Source organism: Kocuria coralli (assembly GCF_008831305.1).
GTDB lineage: Bacteria > Actinomycetota > Actinomycetes > Actinomycetales > Micrococcaceae > Kocuria > Kocuria coralli.
On record NZ_ML708626.1, the window covers coordinates 51467 to 69481 of the forward strand.

Below are 18015 nucleotides of genomic sequence, written 5' to 3' on the forward strand. Positions count from 1 at the left end.
CTCAGGTGGCGCTCCGGCGCGTGAGCCGGTGCACCAGGAAGACCGCCAGCCCCACCGCGAGCACCACGGCCGCGGTGATCCAGGGGTTGGCCAGCCAGGCGTAGACGACCGCCATGCCCACCGTGCCGTAGATGCAGCCCCAGATGAAGGTCCCCACCAGCATCGCGGGGATCCAGCGGCTGAGGGGCATGCGGGTCAGCGCGGTGGTCAGGATGACGGCCGTCTGGAATCCGATCGTCAGGAAACAGGCGGGCACGGCCAGCACGCCACACCTGTTGACGAAAGCCGCGGCTCGCAGATAGACGGGGGATTCCATCACGCGCTGCACGAACCCGAGACTGCGGCGGGATCCCTCGGCCGCCGCCCGTCCCAGGCCGAAGATGACCGAGGTCCGGATGATGGCCACCAGCCAGAAGAACAGGATCGCCCATACCAGGGGGAGCGATTCGATCCAGGAGAGCACCCCACAACCCTAGTCCGTCGTCCTGGAGGGCTGTGACGGGCTCCCCGGGACTTCAGGACACGGAAAAGTGCATTTCCCCGGCGGAGAAATGCACTTTTCCGTGTCCTGAACCCCGGACGCAGGTTCTACAGCGGCTGCTGGAGCTGGAACGTGGCGCCTTCGGGATCGACGACCGTCGTGATCCGGCCGAACTCCGTGTCCTCCGGGCCGTCGGTGGCCTTGCCGCCGGCGGCTTCCAGCCTCTGTATCGCTGCGGCGGAGTCCTCCACCATGAAGTAGGTCCGCCAGTAGGACCGGCCGTCGTCGAAGAACGCGTGCGCATCGCACAGCCCGGCCAGGGCGTTGTCCCCTGCACCGTTGGTGACGTACTTGAAGTCCTCCGTGCCGCCTTCCGGACCCATCCAAGCGATGTCCCAGCCGAACACGTCACGGTAGAAGGGCAGGTCGGCGTCGAAGTCCGAGGTCATGGCCTCGAACCACACGGCGGTCCCCGGTGTGAGCGGGAGCTCGAAGCCCGCGAACTCCACCGCCTGCCACAAGCCCAGCGATGCCCCCGACGGCGTGGTGAGCACCGCCATGTGCCCCGTTCCCTCGACGCGCATCGGCCCCATCTCCAGCCTGCCGTCGGCGGCCTGGGCATCGGCGATGGTCTTCTCGATGTCGTCCGTCGCCAGATAGAGGGTCCACACCGACGGCGCCTCGATCGGGTTGCCCTCCCCGTCCATGGCGCGGACGAGCCCGCCGATCGGCACACCGTCCTTCTCGATGATCGTGTAGTGGCCGTATTCCTCGCCCTGGTCCTTGAACTGCCAGCCGAAGAGGCCGCCGTAGAACTTCTGGGCTCCCTCGACGTCCTGGACCATCAGGTCCAACCAGGCCGGTGCCCCGCTGGGGTGTGCTTGTGCTGACATGACTGCGATCCTTTGCTCTGCGAGCGGGCGGCGGGTCTGGGCCGTGCGGCCGATGACCGCCCTTGATGCTCTGAGCCTAGGTGGCGGCGATCACGGTGTGGTGTCCGATCCTGCTCTCCTGAGGCCCTCAGCCCCGCGCCAGGGAGGGCAGCGCCGTGAGGACGGGATGCTCCCAGGACATCGCCTCCCGGAACTCCAGGCGGATGGCGTCCCCAGGCCGCACAGGTCCTGGGTGCATGGCCACCAGGGGTTTGAAGGCGGCGAGCTGATGCATCGGATCGGTCGAGGCGGCATAGGCGGTCGCCAGAACCCACGGGGCCGCGGGGGTGACGGGGAGGAGGAATTCGCCCTGCCCGCGTCGCAGCACCCCGGACACCGGCCTGCCCAGGGGCACCGGCTGCGGGTAGGCACCGATCCAGACCAGGGGTTCGCGGTGCACCAGGTCGTCCCGAAGGCGGGCGCGGACGCCGTCGTCGAACACCACGCGCCCCGTGACCGTCCCGGAGGCGAGCGACCCCAGCGTGAAGGGCTGGATCTCCGAGTCCGCCAGGTGATCCGCCACGACGCGCAGCTCACCCGGCGCCACGGCGACGGCCTGGGAGAAGCGGCGCGAGAAGGTGCTGACGGAGTTGAAGCCGACCTCGTGGCAGACGTCGATCACGGGGAAATCGTGTTCCAGCAGCAGTTCCTTGGCGCGGTGAAAGCGCATGGCGGCCACGTACCGTGCCGGAGTCGTGCGGAAGACCTTGGCGAACAGCCTGCTGAAGTGGAACGGGCTGTAACCGGCGGAATCGGCCAGGTCACCGACGGAGACGCCGGTGGCCAGATGGTCTGCGACCACGCGGGAGGTGGTCAGGGCGAATCGCTCCACGAACGGATCGAGCTCCACGGACTCAATGTATCCGCCGGGCAAGGCCCTGTCACCACCCTCCCTCTCCCCTCCCTCTCCCCTCTCCCTCCCCTCCTCTCCCCGCCGAGTGTCCGATCCCGTACCGGAAATCGCGGAAAATCGGTATGCAATCGGACACTCGGCGGGGAGGGGGAGGGGAGGGGTCATGCGAGGATCGTCACAGGCAACGTGGTCCGCCGCCTCGGCCCGGACCGCTGAGAGGAAAGGCCGCGACCATGAGCGAGCTCTACCCGGATTGTGACCCGTACGGCGTGGCCGACGTCCTGACGGAGGCCGAGCGCGGCCCGATCCTGCGCCTGAGATCGGTCCTCGAATCGCAGATCCAGCCGCTACTGGCCGAGCACTGGGAAGCCGGCACGTTCCCCGCCGAGGCGGTGCGGCGGTTGCAGGACCTGCAGCTGATGCACCCACCCGAGCTGGCCGCCGAGACTCCCCGGACGCTGTACCACGGCTTCCGCATCTTCGAGATGGCCAGGTGCGACGCCTCGATCGCATCCTTCTACACGGCGCAGGCCGGGCTGTTCCGCACAGCCTGCAGGGTGGGCGGCTCCGCAGAACAGTTCGCCGCGTGGGATCCCCGGATCCAGTCGTTCGAGATGACCGGGGTGTTCTGCCTAACTGAGCCCGAGCACGGCTCGGACATCGCCGGCGGGCTGTCGACGGCGGCCCGGAAGGACGGCGACGACTGGATCATCGACGGGGTCAAACGCTGGATCGGAGGGGCCCTGACCGCGGACTACCTGTGCATCTTCGCCCGCGACGTCGCCGACGCCCAGGTCAAGGCGTTCCTGGTCCCGCGCGAGGCCGAGGGGGTCACGCTGGAGAAGATCCACGGCAAGACCTCCCTGCGGATCATGCAGAACGCGCACATCACCCTGTCCGGGGTACGGGTTCCGGAATCCGCTCGCCTGCAGAACTGCAACTCGTTCAAGGACGTGGCCGCGATGCTGCGGGTCATGCGCTCCGACGTGTCCTGGATCGCGACGGGCCTCCAGGCCGGTGCCTACGAGGCCGCACTGCGGTACACCCGCGAACGCGAGCAGTTCGGGCGCCCGATCGCCGGTTTCCAGCTCGTACAGGAGAAACTGGCCCGGATGCTCGGCAATGTGACCGCCTCGCTGTCCCTGGTCTCCCGGCTGGCGGAGAAGCAGCAGGAGGGCGCCTACCGCGACGAGGACTCGGCCCTGGCGAAGATGTGGGTCTGCTCCAGCATGCGCGAGACCGTGGCGCTGGCCCGCGAAGTGGCGGGCGGCAACGGCATCACGCTGGCGGCCGACGTCGCCAGGTTCCACGCGGACGCCGAGGCCGTATACTCCTACGAGGGCACCCACGAGGTCAACTCGCTCATCGTCGGGCGCGCCGTCTCCGGCCGCTCGGCGTTCGTGTGAGCCGCCCCCTTACGGGCCATGCATCACAGACGGGGAGAGTGAACCCGGAGGCCCCTCCGCGGTTCGCCCTCCGCGCCTACGCCGCTCAGCTCAGCGCGCGACCTCCCGGTTCACGGGGTACGGAGGGACCCCCCCGCGAGCCATGGCCAGGGCGTTCTCGGCGCACATCTCGCCCATCCGCGCCCGGGTGGACCGTTCGGCGGAACCGATGTGCGGCAGCAGGAAGGTGTTGGGCAGTTCCGCGAGACCATCGGCCAGATCGGGTTCGTTCTCGAAGACGTCCAGGCCGGCGGCCTCGATGGTTCCATTGCGCAGCGCCGTCACGAGCGCCTGCTCGTCGACGACGGGTCCGCGGGCGGTGTTGACCAGAATCGCGGTGGACTTCATCCGCACCAGTTCGTCCGCACCGATCAGATGCTTGGTGTCGGGGGTCAGCGGGACGTGCAGGGAGATGTGATCGGAGGTCTCCAGCAGCTCGTCCCACGAGACCTGCTCGACCTTGCCGGCCAGGTCGCCGAGTTCGTCGTCGGACACCTCACGATCATGCGGGGGCCGCTGGACGAAGACCACCTCCATACCGAAGCCCAGCGCACGCCGGGCCATGGCCTTGCCGATGCGGCCCAGCCCCGCGATGCCCAGGCGGGTCCCGGTGATGTCCGCGCCGAGGAGCAGCTCAGGGGTCATGCCCTGGAACTGACCGGAGCGCACCAGGCGCTCGCCCTCGTGGGCGCGCCGCGCGGCGGCCAGGAGGAGCAGCATCGCCGTGTTGGCAGAGGCGTCCGAGAGGACGTCGGGGGTGTTGCCCACGAAGATCCCGTTGGCGGTCGCCGAGTCGACGTCGATGTTGTTGTAGCCCACCCCGAAGTTGGCCACGCCCTTGATCTTCGCTCCGTCGAGGACGTCCGCGGTGATCTGGTCCGAGAGCTGCGTGATCAGGACGTCGTACCGCCCGCTCGCAGCGACCTCCTTGAGCTCCTCCGGTCCGTAGCCATGAGCGATCTCCACCTCCCCGACTTCGCGCAGCATCTCCTCGGCGGGTCCGGGCAGCGGGGCGGTGAAAAGGAACGACGGCATGAGTGGTCACCTCTCTGTTTCGCCCTCACGGGCAGCATACGGCCGGGCGTCTGCGCTCGGCCCTGAGCACCCCTCCATGCTCTCACTCCGCGGCGACGGCGTCAGTCCAATCGCCTGTGCCAGGCGAGTGGTCGATTCGATCGGGCATCAGGACTGATGGGCGATTGAAGTGACCGGTCGGCCAAGGACGGCCACCGGAATGCCGGCTCGACAGCTCGGGGAGCGGGTGCACACAAGAAATCGCGGCTACCGACTGCGCAGTCGGTAGCCGCGATGACCCGTGACCGGTGAGGTCACGCGGGCAGGCGATCAGATGATCGAGGAACCGCCGGCGCGGGCCTTCTCGAGGCGCTGGGCGACGTCCTGCCAGTTGACGATGTTCCACCATGCCTTGACGTAGTCAGGCTTGACGTTCTGGTAGTCCAGGTAGAAGGCGTGCTCCCACATGTCCAGCTGCAGCAGCGGGATGGTGGCGAGCGGGACGCCGTTCTGCTGGTCGTACATCTGCTCGATGACCAGGTTGCCGCCGATGGGCTCGTAGGCCAGGATCGCCCAGCCGGAACCCTGGATGGTGGTCGCGACGGCGGTGAACTGGGCCTGGAAGGCATCGAAGGAGCCGAAGGCGTCGTCGATGGCGGAGGCCAGCTCGCCGTCGGGCTTGCCGCCCCCGTCCGGGGACATGTTCTTCCAGAAGATCGAGTGGTTAACGTGACCGCCCAGGTTGAACTGGAGGTCCTTCGACAGCTTGGCGGCACCGGCGGAATCGCCGTTGGCGCGAGCCTCCTCCATCTTCTCCAGCGCGGTATTGGCACCGGTCACGTAGGTGTTGTGGTGCTTGGAGTGGTGGAGCTCCATGATGCGCGCGGAGATGTGCGGCTCAAGAGCGGCGTAATCGTAATCGAGCTCGGGCAGAACAAACTTCTCAGCCATGACAAACCCTCTCTATCGAAATCTCTACCCCTCAATCCAATCGAGAGCAGCCCGGTCGGTCAAGGCCGTTCAGCCAGTAGCGGAGGTTCAGCCCCGGATCGGCCTGCGGGGAATACACCGGATCCAAGCCCATCCGTGGGCTTCCAGGAGCACCCCGTGGCGAAGGTCCATCCGGGAATCGTCCTGCAGAGAGGTCGCGTGGGACTGGAATCCGGAGAGCGTCTCCCCGGTGACGTACTGGGTCCAGTCGGAGAAGTTGGCCAGGCACAGGACCACGCTGCCGTCCTGGCCGGGACGCTGGTAGCCCAGGACGGGCTCGTTGCGGGTGTCGAAATCGATCACGTCCTGACCGTCGAACTCTGGAGCGGAGGACCGGATCTGGAGCATGCGCCGGATCGCGCCGTAGAGCCGCCCGGCCACGGAGAACAGGTCATGCCGGGCCGCGATGGCGTCCTGCTCGATCCGGGTCCGGTTGGCCCACCGGGGGTCGGACTCGTGGCCGGATTCGAGCGACCACAGGGGGTCGTCGAGAACGCCCAGTTCGTCCCCGAGCCAGAGCTCCGGCACCCCGCACAGGGAGAACGCCACGGCGTGGGCCAGCAGCACGCGGTCGGCGCCCGGGCCGGGCTCATGGCGCACCCCGGCCAGGGAGGCCGCGGTACCGCACACGCCGACCCCGGCCCGGCCGGACCGCGACGGCGTCACGGGGTTGGCCGCGAAGGAGCCCTCGTACCGGCCGGAGTAGAACTCGCCCAGGAACCTGCGGTGCGCGTCGGGGTTCAGCCCGGCGGCTAGGACGACGTCGTCGGAGAACGTCCACTGCAGGGCGTCGTGGTTGCGGACCGGCTGCAGGTAGCCCTTCCCCTCTGCGGGTCCGCCGCGGTCGCGGAGGTCCAGGGCCAGCATGGTGGCGTCCCTGGTGGCGATCGAGCTCCAGATCAAGGCCGCGCGATCCAGGCCCTCCGCCACCTGCGCTCCGCCCCCCGGCGTTCGCATCTCAGCGGGGTCGCTGGACTCCAGGACCACGGACGGGGCCACGATCTGCAGCAGGTTGCCCAGGGCGCTGAGCACCCTGCTGCCCGAGGTGTAGACGTCCGAGCAGCCGACGGCGCCCCGCCACAGCTGCCACGGCGACCCGACCCGGAGCACCTGTGCACCCAGCCCGGCCACGTGCAGCATCTCCCCGGCCATGCCCAGGAACACCCGGGGGTTAGTCCAGTCCAGGTCCCACTGGTGGGCCTGCTCGGAGGTCCGCACCCGGCGGCGGTCGGAGGGGTCCTTGGGCGCCATACGCTCCCACGCGGGGCCCTGGGCCCACACGGGGCGCTGCGTCGCGTCACCGGTCGGACCGGCCGGCTGCACGCAGTAGAACTTCTCGAAGAACGGGTTGCGCCGCACCGCGGCGCGGGCCCACGGGTGCTCGGGGGCGGTGCGGGAGAGCACGACGTCGAGCATCAGCGAGATGCCGTGCTCCTGCAGCGTCTCGCCCAGTTCGGCGAGCTCGGCCATGGTCCCCAGCTTCGGGTTGGCCTCGCGGTAGGAGGCCACGGAGAATCCGCCGTCGTCCTGGGTATCGGCGGGCCGGAAGGGCGGCAGGAGCCGCAGGTGCGTGATCCCGAGTTCCCTCAGGTACGGAATGCGTTCCCGCACGCCCTGGAATCCGCCGGCCCAGCGGTCGGCATAACAGGCGGCGACGACGGCGTTGCGCGAGTTCCACCACGGGGCATGGTGCTCCCGGTCGGAGTCGACCCCGCGGAAGTAGTCCGGACGCGCCCTCCAGGAATAGGCGATCAGGGAGCCGAGGTCTCCGATGACCAGCTGCATCTCCTCGGCGCTGACACGTTCGCCGTAGAGCTCGCGCACCGTGCTGATCAGGGGCTGCAGATAGCGGTCGAGCCGGCTGAGGAACTCGTCGTGCTGCGCCTCGCCGCTCAGGTCCACCTGCTCCAGCCGCGCCCGGGCCACCGTGAGCAGTTCGGCCACGGTGGCGTCGGGGGCGGGCAGGTCCTGGGCGTCCCTCAACCGGGGCAGCTCCTCGACCACCGCCTCGCCCTGGTCGCGCTGATCCTGGGCCCCAGCCGCCGTATGGGTGCCCCCGGTCACGATGGAAGGCACCGACGGCGCTCCCGTGGGCCCGGTGCCGCGGGATCCGCTACGCCGTCGCCTGCCGCCGCCCGGCGCCGACCCCTTAGCGGGCAGGAGGTACCCCAGGTCGAGTGGATCGGATGCGGGCTCATGGCGTGCGTTCGAAGTAATCGTGACTCCCCTGGAATCGGCCTGGAACGAACAGATGTTGCAGGCGGACCTAACTCAGGATCGTCGTTGACACCGAGACTTGCCAAATCCGGCAGTGTGCGGAGAGACCAGCCGATCTGGGCCCGATCTCGGCGCGGAGCAGAAGCTGCCGACTACTCGCCATACTAGAGAGGTGGCCCGATTTTTGCAGGCCGCCCCCTCAGCGTCACGCATGGCCCGGCCCGGAGCACGACCGGGGGAACGGTTGAAAGCTCGTGTGTCCACACCTCGTCCACAAGGATCCACAGCCTTCTCCACACCGTTGTCCACAAGCTGTGGACAACGGTGTTCCGCCCGGGTCTCCACCGGGCGGAACACCTTGTGCCGCCTGTGACTAGGCGTCGTAGCCGTTCTGGCTCAGCCAGTCCTGAGCGGCCTGCTGCGGGCTTACGGCCCCGTCCCCGGAGATGGCCTGGTTGAGCTCGATCAAGTCCTGCGTGGTCAGCTTGGCGGACAGCTCGTTCAGGGCGTCCTCGGCCCCTTCGGGCAGGCGCCCCTCCGCGGTCAGCGGGATCACCTGCTGGGCCAGGAAGTTGTTCTCCGGGTCCTCGAGCACCACCAGGTCCTGTTCCTCGATCGCCGGGGTCGTGGTGAAGATGTCCGCCACGTCCACATCCCCGCGGGTCAGAGCTTCCACGGTCAGGGTGCCGCCGCCGTCGTTGATGGGCTCGAACGACTGCGGCACGCAGCCGTAGTTCTCCTCGAGCCCGGACAGCCCGTAGGCCCGCTCCTGGAACTCGGGCGGACCGGCGATCACCAGCTGGCCGCACACGGGAGCCATGTCGGCGATGCTGGTCAGCGAGTACTCGTCGGCGGTCTGCTGGGTCACCACCATCGCGTCCTTGTTCTCCGCCTCGGAGGCCTCCAGCACCATCAGCCCGTCGGAAAGGGCGTCGGGGAGCTCGTTCATGATCTCCTCGGCGGAGGCCGCCGAGGATTCGGGATCCACGTAGAGCAGGAGGTTGCCGGTGTAGTCGGGGACCAGGTCGATCGATCCGTCCTCCAGGGCGCCGATATACGCCTCGCGGGCCCCGATGCCCGGTTCCGTGGAGGTCTCCACGCCCGCATCCTCCAGCACGCCGGCGTAGAGCTCCGCGATGATCTGCGACTCCGGGAAGTCCGCCGATCCCACGGTGACCGACCCGTCGGCCTGCGTGCTCTGGTCGTCGTCGGCCAGCGGGTCGCCGCCACCGCACGCGCTCAGGAGGAACAAGCCCGCCACGGCGAGCGGCAGAACGGCATGACGGCGGGCAACGCGCCGGGAACGTGCGGGAAGCTGGGGCGTACGTGACATGGTCTTCTCCTCGGTGGGCGGCTGGACTGATGACGTGATGGGCTGATGGCTGCTGAGCGGGCGGGGCGAGTGTGCCGGTCAGTGGGCTCCGGCCGGGCTGGCCCGGATACCCGGGGAGGTGAGGGCTCTCTGCAATGCGGCCAGGACGGCGTCGATCGCCAGCGCCAGGACCGCCACGAGCAGCACGGAGCCCAGCATCCGCGAGTAGTCGCGCACGGCCAGTCCGTCGATCAGGTACCGGCCGAGGCCTCCCAGGTTGATGTAGGCGGCCACGGTCGCCGTCGCGATGACCTGCAGGGCCGCGTTGCGGATCCCGCCCATGGCCACCGGCAGAGCCAGCGGCATCTCGACCCGGGTCAGCACCTGCAGGGGCGTCATGCCCTGGGCCTTGGCGGCGTCCTTGACCTGGGGGCTCACCTCCGCCACCCCGGCGTACGTGGCCGTCAGGATCGGCGGTACGGCCAGGATCACCAGGGCCAGCAGCGGCGGCACCAGCCCGAGGCCCATGAGCAAGGAGAACAGGGTCAGCAGGCCCAGGGTGGGCAGGGCGCGCAGCGCACCCGAGACCCCGATCACCGCACCCGAGCCGCGGCCGGTGTGACCCACCAGCAGTCCTAGCGGAACGGCGACGACGACGGCGACCACCATCACGATCCCCGAGTACGCCAGGTGCTCGAGGATCCTGGACGGGATCGCACCCGCTCCGGACCAGTTGGCGGGGTCCACGAGCCATTGCCACGTACCGGCCAGCAGATTCATGCTCCACCCCCGGTGGCCGCGATACGGCCGGCAGTCGTATCAGGTGCGGGACCGGTTCCAGCCGTCCCCGCGCTGTCGGAGCGGCCGCCGCGGGGGTCGCGCCGTCGTCCGCCAGCCCGTCCGCCAGCCCGTCCTCCGGGCCGCTGCCAGCGGGTGAGCACCAGCCCCGTGAGGCGCAGGATCTGGTCCAGGCCCACGGCCAGGACGACGGTGACCACAACGCCCACCAGGATCTCCTCGGCGATGCCGCGTCGCAGTCCGTCGGTGAACAGGGTTCCGAGCGACTGGATCCCGATGACCGCCCCCACAGAGACCATGGAGATATTGGCGACCACCGCGGTGCGCACCCCGGCCAGCATGACCGGGACGGCCAGCGGCAGCTCAACGGCCCAGAACCGCTGCCAGGGCGTATGGCCCATGGCGGTCGCCGCCTGGAGGACGGAGCGGTCCACCGATCTGAAGGCATCGGTGCAGGAGCGCACCAGGATCGCCACCACGTAGATCGTCAGCGCCACGATCACGTTGACGATCGAGGTGATCCGCGTGCCCAGCACCACCGGCAGGACGACGAACAGCGTCAGTGACGGGATGGTGTACAGCAGGGCGGCGCCATTGACCATCAGGGGACGGACCCACCGCGAACCGGCCGCCAGCCGGGCCAGGGGGATCGAGATCAGCAGGCCCAGCACGACGGGCAGCACCGACTGGAACAGATGCGTGCCCGTCAGCCGCAGCACGAGGTCCACGTTGTCCGGCAGCCAGGTCATGATCGCGCTCCGCGTGCCTGCTCGATGGCGGCCAGCACGTCCTGAGGGCGCAGGACGCCGCGAACCCGGCCGGAGTCGTCGACGGCGACGGCCAGGCCGGAAGGCGAGGAGAGAGCCGCGTCCAGGGCGGAGCGCAAGGAGCCGCCCGGCCGGTAGAGCGATCCTCCGACCCTGTGGGCGGACGTGTCCGCCCCGTCGGACTCGCCGGGGGCCAGCCAGCCGACGGGACGACCCGCGGCGTCGACTTCCAGGGTCCAGCCGCCGGTCGCCTCCGATCCGCCCAGGACCGTGGTCTCGCCCTCGTGGTTCCTGCTCAGCACACCGGACAGGGCCACCTCGTGGGAGTCGAAGGACAGGGCCCGGAAGCCACGGTCGCGCCCCACGAAATCGGAGACGAACTGATCGGCCGGGGCCCGCAGGACCTGTTCCGGCGGGGCGTACTGGGCCAGCCGCCCGCCCGTGGCGAACACGGCCACCCGGTCTCCCAGCAGCACCGCCTCGTCCATGTCATGGGTGACGAACACGATCGTCTTGTTCAGGCGCTGCTTGAGATCCAGCAGTTCGCGCTGCAGGTCGGCACGCACCACGGGGTCCACCGCGGAGAAGGGCTCGTCCATGAGCAGCACGGGCGGATCCGCGGCCAGTGCCCGGGCCACCCCCACCCGCTGCTGCTGCCCGCCCGACAGCTGGGAGGGATAGCGGCCTCCGAGATCGCGGTCCAGGCCGATGGTCTCCAGCAGCGACTCGGCGCGCTCCCTGGATTCCCGCTTGGACCGGCCGAGCAGTCGCGGCACGGTGGCGATGTTCTCCAGCACCGTGCGGTGCGGCAGCAGGCCGGAGGCCTGCATGACGTAACCCATGGACCGCCGCAGCCGGGCCTCGGGGACGGAGGAGACGTCCTGCCCGTTGACCTCGACCGTTCCGGAGGTGGGCTCCACCATGCGGTTGATCATCCGCAGCGACGTGGTCTTGCCGCAGCCGGAGGGCCCTACGAAGACCGTCAGCGAGCCCTCCGGGACATCCAGGCTGAGATCGTCGACGGCGGTGGTGCCGTCCGGATAGGTCTTCCGCACGTCACGGAAGCTGATGGCGTGATTGCCCATGGCAGGTTTTCCTGACCTCGAGTGACGGATTCACCCTATTCCATCGCACCGACACCATCCGCCCCCTTAACACTTACCCGTACGTTCCGTGTTCCGGTGCGAGCCGGCGTTCTCTACTGTTAGCCCCATGAACTCGATCGACGGGATGATGACCCGATGAGCGGCGGCTTGATCGCGCTGCTGGACGACGTCGCAGCGCTGGCCCGCGCCTCGGCGGCCTCCCTCGACGACATCGGCGCCGCGGCCGGCCGTGCGAGCGCCAAGGCGGCGGGCGTCGTCGTCGACGACACGGCGGTGACACCGCAGTACGTGCGCGAGGTCGAGCCGCAGCGCGAGCTGCCGATCATCTGGCGGATCGCCAAGGGCTCGCTGCGCAACAAGCTGCTCATCATCCTGCCGGTCGCGCTGCTGCTCAGCCAGTTCGCCCCGTGGGCCCTGACCCCCATCCTGATGGCCGGGGGCACGTATCTGTGCTTCGAGGGTGCGGAGAAGATCTGGGGTGCGATCGCCGGGCACGACAAGCATCTCGAGCCGGTGGTCGGATCGGAGGCGTCCGCGGACGAGAGCACCCGCGAAGGCGGCAAATCCGGTGAGGACAAAGTGGTCTCCGGGGCCATCCGCACGGATCTGATCCTCTCGGCGGAGATCATGGTGATCTCCCTCAACGAGGTGGCCTCCGAGCCCGTCCTCTCCCGCGCGGTGATCCTGATCATCGTGGCCATCGGCATCACCGCCCTGGTCTACGGCGTGGTGGCCGCCCTGATCCGCATGGACGACGTCGGGCTGCACCTGGCCGGCAAGGACTCCGCCGGCGCGCAGAGGGTCGGCAAGGCCCTGGTCACGGCGATGCCGAAGGTCCTCCAGGTGATCTCCGTGGTGGGCACCGTGGCCATGCTCTGGGTCGGCGGGCACATCATCCTGGTCGGCCTGGACGAACTCGGCTGGCACCCGCTCTACGAGTTCGTCCACCACGCCGAGGAGGCCGCCGCGGCGGCCCTTCCTGCCGTCTCCGGGGCCGTCGCCTGGGTGGTCAACACCTTCTTCTCCGCGATCCTGGGCCTGGTCTGGGGCGCGGTGGTGGTACTGGCCGTCACTGGGATCAAGGCGATCACCGGCCGTGGGGCGGGGCAGCTCACCACGCGCCATCCCAACTCGTCGGCATCCTCGGCCGCCTCGTCCCGCTGACGGGCGGCCCCGCCTACTCCTGTTACTCCTGTTCGGCGAACTGGGTCTCGTAGAGCTCCGCGTAGCGTCCGTGGGCCGCCAGCAGATCGGCGTGCCGTCCGCGTTCCACGATGCGGCCATCCTCGACCACCAGGATCTCGTCGGCCTTCCTGACGGTGGACAGGCGGTGGGCGATCACCAGGGCCGTGCGGCCGCTCATGGCCTCGTCCAGCGCGGCCTGGACATGCGCCTCGTTGGTGGAGTCCAGGGCGGAGGTCGCCTCGTCCAGGATCACCACGCGCGGGGCCGCGAGCAGCAGCCGGGCGATGGTCAGGCGCTGGCGCTCACCACCCGAGAGCCGGTAGCCGCGTTCGCCGACCACGGTGTCCAGGCCGTCGGGCAGCTCATGGACCACGTGGTCCATCCGGGCCCGTTCCAGGGCGGACCACATCTCGTCGTCGGTGGCCTGCGGGTCGACCAGGGCCATGTTGGCGCGGATCGACTCGTGGAACAGATGACCGTCCTGGGTCACCATGCCCACGGTCCGGCGCAGCTGCGCGAACGATGCGTCGCGCACATCCACCCCGCCCAGGCGTACCGTGCCCCCGGTCGTGTCGTAGAGCCGCGGGACGAGGGAGGCGATGGTGGACTTGCCGGCGCCCGAGGAACCCACCAGCGCCACGGTCCGCCCGGGTCCGACGGTGAAGTCCACGCCGTGCAGGACCTCGTCACCCGCGCGTGCATCCAGGACCGACACGTCCTCCAGGGAGGCCAGCGAGACCTCGTCGGCGGAGGGGTAGGTGAAGGAGACGTCGTCGAACTCCACGGTCACCGGCCCGTCGGGGACCGGGTCGGGGTCGTCGGACTCCGTGAACATCGGCTTGAGGTCGAGCACCTCGAACACCCGCTCGAAACTGACCAGGGCGCTCATGATGTCCAGGCGCGCGTTGGCGAGCATGGTCAGCGGCGTGTAGAGCTGGGTGAGCAGCATGGCCAGGGTGACCACCTGTCCGGCGTCGAGGTTGCCCAGGATCGCCTGCACGCCGCCCACGCCGTAGACCAGGGCGAGCGCGAGCGCCGAGACCAGCGTCAGGGCGGTCACGAAGGTCGCCTGCAGCATGGCGATCCGCACTCCGATCCGCTTGACGCGGTCGGCGCGGGACTCGAACTCCCGGGATTCCGCCTCCGGGTCGCCGAAGAGCTTGATCAGCGTGGCCCCGCCGGCGGAGAACCGTTCCGTCATCTGCGTCGACATCGAGGCGTTGTGCTGCGCGGACTCCCTCTGCAGGTTCGCCAGGCGCCCGCCCACCAGCCGGGCCGGTATCAGGAAGACCGGGAGCAGCAGCAGCGACAGCAGGGTCACCTGCCACGAGATGGTCAGCATGACGGCGATGGTCAGGGCCACGGAGACCAGGTTCGACACCACCCCGGAGAGGGTGTTGGAGAACGCCCGCTGGGCCCCGATGACGTCGTTGTTCAGACGGGACACCAGGGCACCGGTGCGGGTGCGGGAGAAGAACGCCACGGGCAGCGTCTGGACGTGGTCGTAGACCGCCGTGCGCAGGTCGAAGATCAGCCCTTCCCCGATACTGGAGGAAAGCCACCGGTTCACGACGCCCAGCGCCGCCGTCGCCACGGCCACCGCCGCGATCAGGACGGCCAGCCACATCACACGCTGCGCCGGGCCGCCTCCGGTGATCGCGTTGACCACGTCACCGGCGAGAACCGGCGTGATCACGCCCAGGCCGGAGACGGCGATGGATACCAGGAGGAAGTAGAGCAGCATGCGGCGGTGCGGCGCGGCGAACCGGAACACCCGGCCGACCGTCTCCCGCGTGATCCGGCTGCCCTTGAACTCCTGGCCCCGCGTCGCGTTGTACATCATCGCCATCGGGGAAGACTGCATACTCACGCGGACACTGTAGGACCGCGCTGGTACCCCTTACCCGGGGTTTCGCTCCGGGCCCTCGTCCGCCGCGACGGCGGCGGTTCGGTCACTGCAGCGATGCGGGTGCCTTCGCCCCTTCGTCGCCCGAGGTCAGCACCCGGCAGATGGTGGTGAGCTGCTGGACCTGATCGCAGGTGAGCCTGTCGAAGATCGCATTGCGCACGTGGGTGACGTGCTGCGGGGCAGCGGCCTCGACGCGCGCCATACCGGCGTCGGTCAGCATGGCGACCACGATGCGCTTGTCGGCGGTGTTCCCCGACCTCTCGATGAGCTTCTGGGCTTCGAGGCGCGTGACGATGCGGGAGAGCCGCGACTGCGCGGTGAACGTCGCGGTCGCCAAGTCCGACATGCGGCACTGGCGGTCAGGGGCCTCGGAGAGGATGGCCAGCACGAGATATTCGGCAAGGCTCAGCTGCGAGTCCTCGAGAAGCTGGCGTTCGATCGTGCCGGGGGTCTTGAACATGACTGAGATGAGGGCCAGCCACGCCTCATGCTCTTCAGGGCTCAGCCACCTGGTTTCTGACATGTTGATAACCCTACTGTCTAATATCTATATTTGACACGTCAACTAAATTGGCCCTGGGCAATTGTTACGGCAATTAACAGTTCACTGTTGTTATGGGGTCGGGTCCAGCCGGCCGCCGTCGGAAGCCTCCGCACGACGCCGGCCGGTGCGGTTCCGCGAGGCGGTTCTGCGAGAATGTCCACCATGGACGATCAGGGAACCTGGCCTACACCCCTACCTGCCCACGGCAGCAGCTCGGAACGCCGTTTCGAGCGTCAAGTCATGGACGAGGTCCGTGCGGACCCCCAGGCCCTGCGTCAGATCGGGGGCGTCAAGGGCAACGTCCTGATCGTCCTGGTGCCCGTCGTCGCCGTCGTCCTGCTGACCATCGCGTGGCTGCAGTGGCGAGCCAGCGACTCCGGCCTGTGGCTCGGCGTGATCGCCGTCGTCCTCGTGGCCTCCGTGCTGATCTGGATCTCGCGGGTCAAGGCGATCATGCGGCAGGCGAGAGACGTTCTGGGGCACCACATGGCGGGCTCTGTCGGATACGGCGTGGGCGTGGTGCGCAACATCCGTATTCTCGGCGATGACGACGACGCCAGCCATGAAGACGACGCCATCGGCGGCGAGGAGCCCGAGGGAGCGGTGACCGATGGCGCCGACGGTCCCCTCCGCCCTACCGAGGACACGACGGCGGAGCACCTGCCCGATCGCGCGGAGATGGACGACGATGCGGAGGAGAAGGACCTGTCGACGGTCGAGGTCGAGCTGACCCTCTCCGTCTCCCCCGTGCAGGGCTCGCGGTTCACCGCCGTATCGCTGCAGCGTTACGCCACCCTGGACGCCCTGCGCCTGGAGACCGGGCAGCACGGTCCGGTGCGCTATCTGCGGCGCACCCCGGAGACGAGCACCGCGGTGGAGACCCGCCTTGAGCCCGAGTCGGTCCAGAAGATCTATCGTGCGGCGGCGATGAACTAAGCACGTGCCGTTGGGAACGGCCCTGGCCCGCACCGAGATCGGGCGGGCTCAGGATGAGCCTCCCGCAGCCCGCTCCGCCTTCTGGCGCAGTTCGGGGTGCAGGTACGGCCCGGCATCCAGCATTCGCCTGAGCAGCGAGCGATCCGTGGGCTCCGCGCGGAAGGACTCGGCGACGGTGACGCCGTGGTCGGGGCGGGACTCGACCTGGATGTCCATGCCCGCCCGGATACTCCCGGGCGAGAGCACCATGAGATAGGCACCGGTGCGAGCGCGCTGCGTAAAGGTCTTGACCCAGCCCTGTTCCTGCATCACCCCGGCGAAGGTGCGGCACGGGGTCCGGCCGCCGGTGACCTGCAGGCGCAGGTCGCCGATGCGCCAGATCTCCCCCAGGACGGCGCTGTCGACCTCATATCCAGTGGTCGTGAGGTTCTCCCCGAACGTCCCGTCCGGGATCTCGTATCCCAGCTCGATCTCCCAGAAGTCGAGCTCCTCTCGCGCGAACGCGTATACCGCCTGGTAGTCACCGCCGTGGTGGCGGCCATCGCCGATGTAGTCACCGGTCAACCCTGAGCCGGGGCCGGTTCCCCGCGGGCCGGGAGGTCGGACTTCGACGAGCTCCTCCACGGGTTTCTTGAAGATCCCCGTTTCCAGCCGCCCCGGGACCGGGTTCGGTTTCCGGGCGCCCACATTCAAGCTGAGGACCTGGCCTACGGCGTTCGTGTGCATGACGACATCATTGCAGTTCGAGGATCCGGGCAGGATCTGAGCCGGAGGGTGTGCCCCCGCTCCGCGCGCCGCCCGTCAGAAGCGCTTGGTGATCTTGGGACCGCCGCCCGCGTCAGAGTCCTTCGTCGAAGGCTTAGCGGCTGAGGTGTCGCTGCCGTCGTCGGAGGTCTCCGTTTCGTCGGAGTCCACGGCTGACCTGCTCGCGGCGACCTTCGACCGGCCGGACTTCGCCACGCCTGGACGCTGATAGACCATGGGGTCGTCGATCTGAGTAACTGCCACAGCCATGATATTGAGGCCGAGCCCCAACAGGCCCACGATCCACCCGAAGACCACCCAGCCGACGCTCGCACACAGCAGCGCCAGGAACAGAAGGGCAAGGGAGGTCACCAAAGCGGGGGTCAGGCGGCGGAAGTCGAACTTCATGCATATATTCCATCACACCAGCCCTGCACAACCGCACGGCCCGCCCGGACGGTTCTGCAGGATTACAAGGCGTCTTCCATTTCAAGGGCCTTCTTCGGAAGGTCTCGCCAGAGTCGAGGGCCCTGGGCCCGGTCCGCCAACCGGATCGTCGGCACGGGCCGTACCGGAGGGCTTGCGAATATCGGCCAGTCCCGAAAACGGCGAACGCGAGTATCCGGAAAGCGCAGATTTCCGGGAAGACGCTTCTACTCGGTGCCGCCTTCGAGGCGAGGTGGTGCCTAGAAGGGTGGTGGGTCGTCGCCGGAGGGGCCTGGTGCCTTTACGACTGTCTGTCTCCGATCACGTGCGTGATCCGCGGGTCCTGGCTGAAGTGC

The 18015-nt window shown here is 68.7% G+C and carries 17 protein-coding genes; 3 read left to right on the top strand and 14 right to left on the bottom strand.

Features of this window, described 5'->3' with window-relative positions:
* Position 1 precedes the first annotated feature (1 nt).
* The 3 genes from FCK90_RS13015 to FCK90_RS13025 form a co-directional block, all read right to left on the bottom strand.
* A complete protein-coding gene (locus tag FCK90_RS13015) occupies positions 2–463 on the bottom strand; it encodes an SNARE-associated domain-containing protein (protein WP_158034734.1) in 462 nt (153 codons plus the stop codon).
* A gap of 125 nt (positions 464–588) precedes the next feature.
* Entirely contained in the window at positions 589–1374 is a 786-nt protein-coding gene (locus FCK90_RS13020; RefSeq protein ID WP_158034735.1) for a VOC family protein, read from the bottom strand.
* Positions 1375–1501: 127 nt separating this feature from the next.
* Positions 1502–2263, bottom strand: a complete 762-nt coding sequence (locus tag FCK90_RS13025) for a helix-turn-helix transcriptional regulator (RefSeq protein ID WP_181954319.1) — start codon at positions 2261–2263, stop codon at positions 1502–1504.
* A 236-nt stretch (positions 2264–2499) separates the two neighbouring features.
* On the opposite strand from FCK90_RS13025, the gene FCK90_RS13030 reads away from it, so the two are divergent.
* Complete coding sequence (locus FCK90_RS13030; protein ID WP_158034737.1) at positions 2500–3672, top strand: acyl-CoA dehydrogenase family protein; 1173 nt, start codon at positions 2500–2502, stop codon at positions 3670–3672.
* 90 nt (positions 3673–3762) lie between these two features.
* Here FCK90_RS13030 and FCK90_RS13035 read toward each other — a convergent pair whose 3' ends face one another.
* The 7 genes from FCK90_RS13035 to FCK90_RS13065 all read right to left on the bottom strand — a co-directional run bounded on the left by FCK90_RS13035 (position 3763) and on the right by FCK90_RS13065 (position 11894).
* Positions 3763–4746, bottom strand: a complete 984-nt coding sequence (locus FCK90_RS13035) for a 2-hydroxyacid dehydrogenase (RefSeq protein WP_158034738.1) — start codon at positions 4744–4746, stop codon at positions 3763–3765.
* 309 nt (positions 4747–5055) lie between these two features.
* Positions 5056–5676 carry a superoxide dismutase gene (locus tag FCK90_RS13040; protein WP_158034739.1) on the bottom strand — a complete coding sequence of 207 codons (621 nt, stop codon included), beginning with the start codon at positions 5674–5676 and terminating at the stop codon, positions 5056–5058.
* A gap of 87 nt (positions 5677–5763) precedes the next feature.
* Positions 5764–7791 (bottom strand): alpha-amylase family glycosyl hydrolase, encoded by a 2028-nt coding sequence (locus tag FCK90_RS13045; RefSeq protein WP_158034740.1) that lies wholly within the window; start codon positions 7789–7791, stop codon positions 5764–5766.
* Between the two features lie 514 nt (positions 7792–8305).
* Positions 8306–9265: an ABC transporter substrate-binding protein gene (locus FCK90_RS13050; protein WP_158034741.1), complete on the bottom strand. Its 960-nt coding sequence runs from the start codon at positions 9263–9265 to the stop codon at positions 8306–8308.
* 78 nt (positions 9266–9343) lie between these two features.
* Positions 9344–10024: an ABC transporter permease gene (locus tag FCK90_RS13055; protein WP_158034742.1), complete on the bottom strand. Its 681-nt coding sequence runs from the start codon at positions 10022–10024 to the stop codon at positions 9344–9346.
* Positions 10021–10791, bottom strand: coding sequence for an ABC transporter permease (locus FCK90_RS13060; protein WP_158034743.1), 771 nt, complete (start codon positions 10789–10791; stop codon positions 10021–10023). The genes FCK90_RS13055 and FCK90_RS13060 overlap by 4 nt, the downstream gene beginning before the upstream one ends.
* Positions 10788–11894 (bottom strand): ABC transporter ATP-binding protein, encoded by a 1107-nt coding sequence (locus FCK90_RS13065; protein ID WP_158034744.1) that lies wholly within the window; start codon positions 11892–11894, stop codon positions 10788–10790. Before FCK90_RS13065 ends, FCK90_RS13060 begins: the two co-directional genes overlap by 4 nt.
* 156 nt (positions 11895–12050) lie before the next feature.
* On the opposite strand from FCK90_RS13065, the gene FCK90_RS13070 reads away from it, so the two are divergent.
* A complete protein-coding gene (locus FCK90_RS13070) occupies positions 12051–13079 on the top strand; it encodes a DUF808 domain-containing protein (protein ID WP_158034745.1) in 1029 nt (342 codons plus the stop codon).
* A 22-nt stretch (positions 13080–13101) separates the two neighbouring features.
* On the opposite strand, the gene FCK90_RS13075 is transcribed toward FCK90_RS13070, so the two are convergent.
* A complete protein-coding gene (locus FCK90_RS13075; RefSeq protein ID WP_158034757.1) occupies positions 13102–14964 on the bottom strand; it encodes an ABC transporter ATP-binding protein in 1863 nt (620 codons plus the stop codon).
* An 88-nt stretch (positions 14965–15052) separates the two neighbouring features.
* Positions 15053–15532, bottom strand: a complete 480-nt coding sequence (locus tag FCK90_RS13080) for a MarR family winged helix-turn-helix transcriptional regulator (RefSeq protein WP_158034746.1) — start codon at positions 15530–15532, stop codon at positions 15053–15055.
* A 261-nt stretch (positions 15533–15793) separates the two neighbouring features.
* Between FCK90_RS13080 and FCK90_RS13085 the strand changes: the two genes are divergently transcribed.
* On the top strand, positions 15794–16489 hold the full coding sequence (locus tag FCK90_RS13085) for a hypothetical protein (protein ID WP_181954320.1): 696 nt from the start codon (positions 15794–15796) through the stop codon (positions 16487–16489).
* Positions 16490–16537: 48 nt separating this feature from the next.
* On the opposite strand, the gene FCK90_RS13090 is transcribed toward FCK90_RS13085, so the two are convergent.
* Positions 16538–17215: an MOSC domain-containing protein gene (locus FCK90_RS13090; protein WP_158034748.1), complete on the bottom strand. Its 678-nt coding sequence runs from the start codon at positions 17213–17215 to the stop codon at positions 16538–16540.
* Between the two features lie 75 nt (positions 17216–17290).
* Positions 17291–17641 carry a hypothetical protein gene (locus tag FCK90_RS13095; protein ID WP_158034749.1) on the bottom strand — a complete coding sequence of 117 codons (351 nt, stop codon included), beginning with the start codon at positions 17639–17641 and terminating at the stop codon, positions 17291–17293.
* Between the last annotated feature and the right edge of the window lie 374 nt (positions 17642–18015).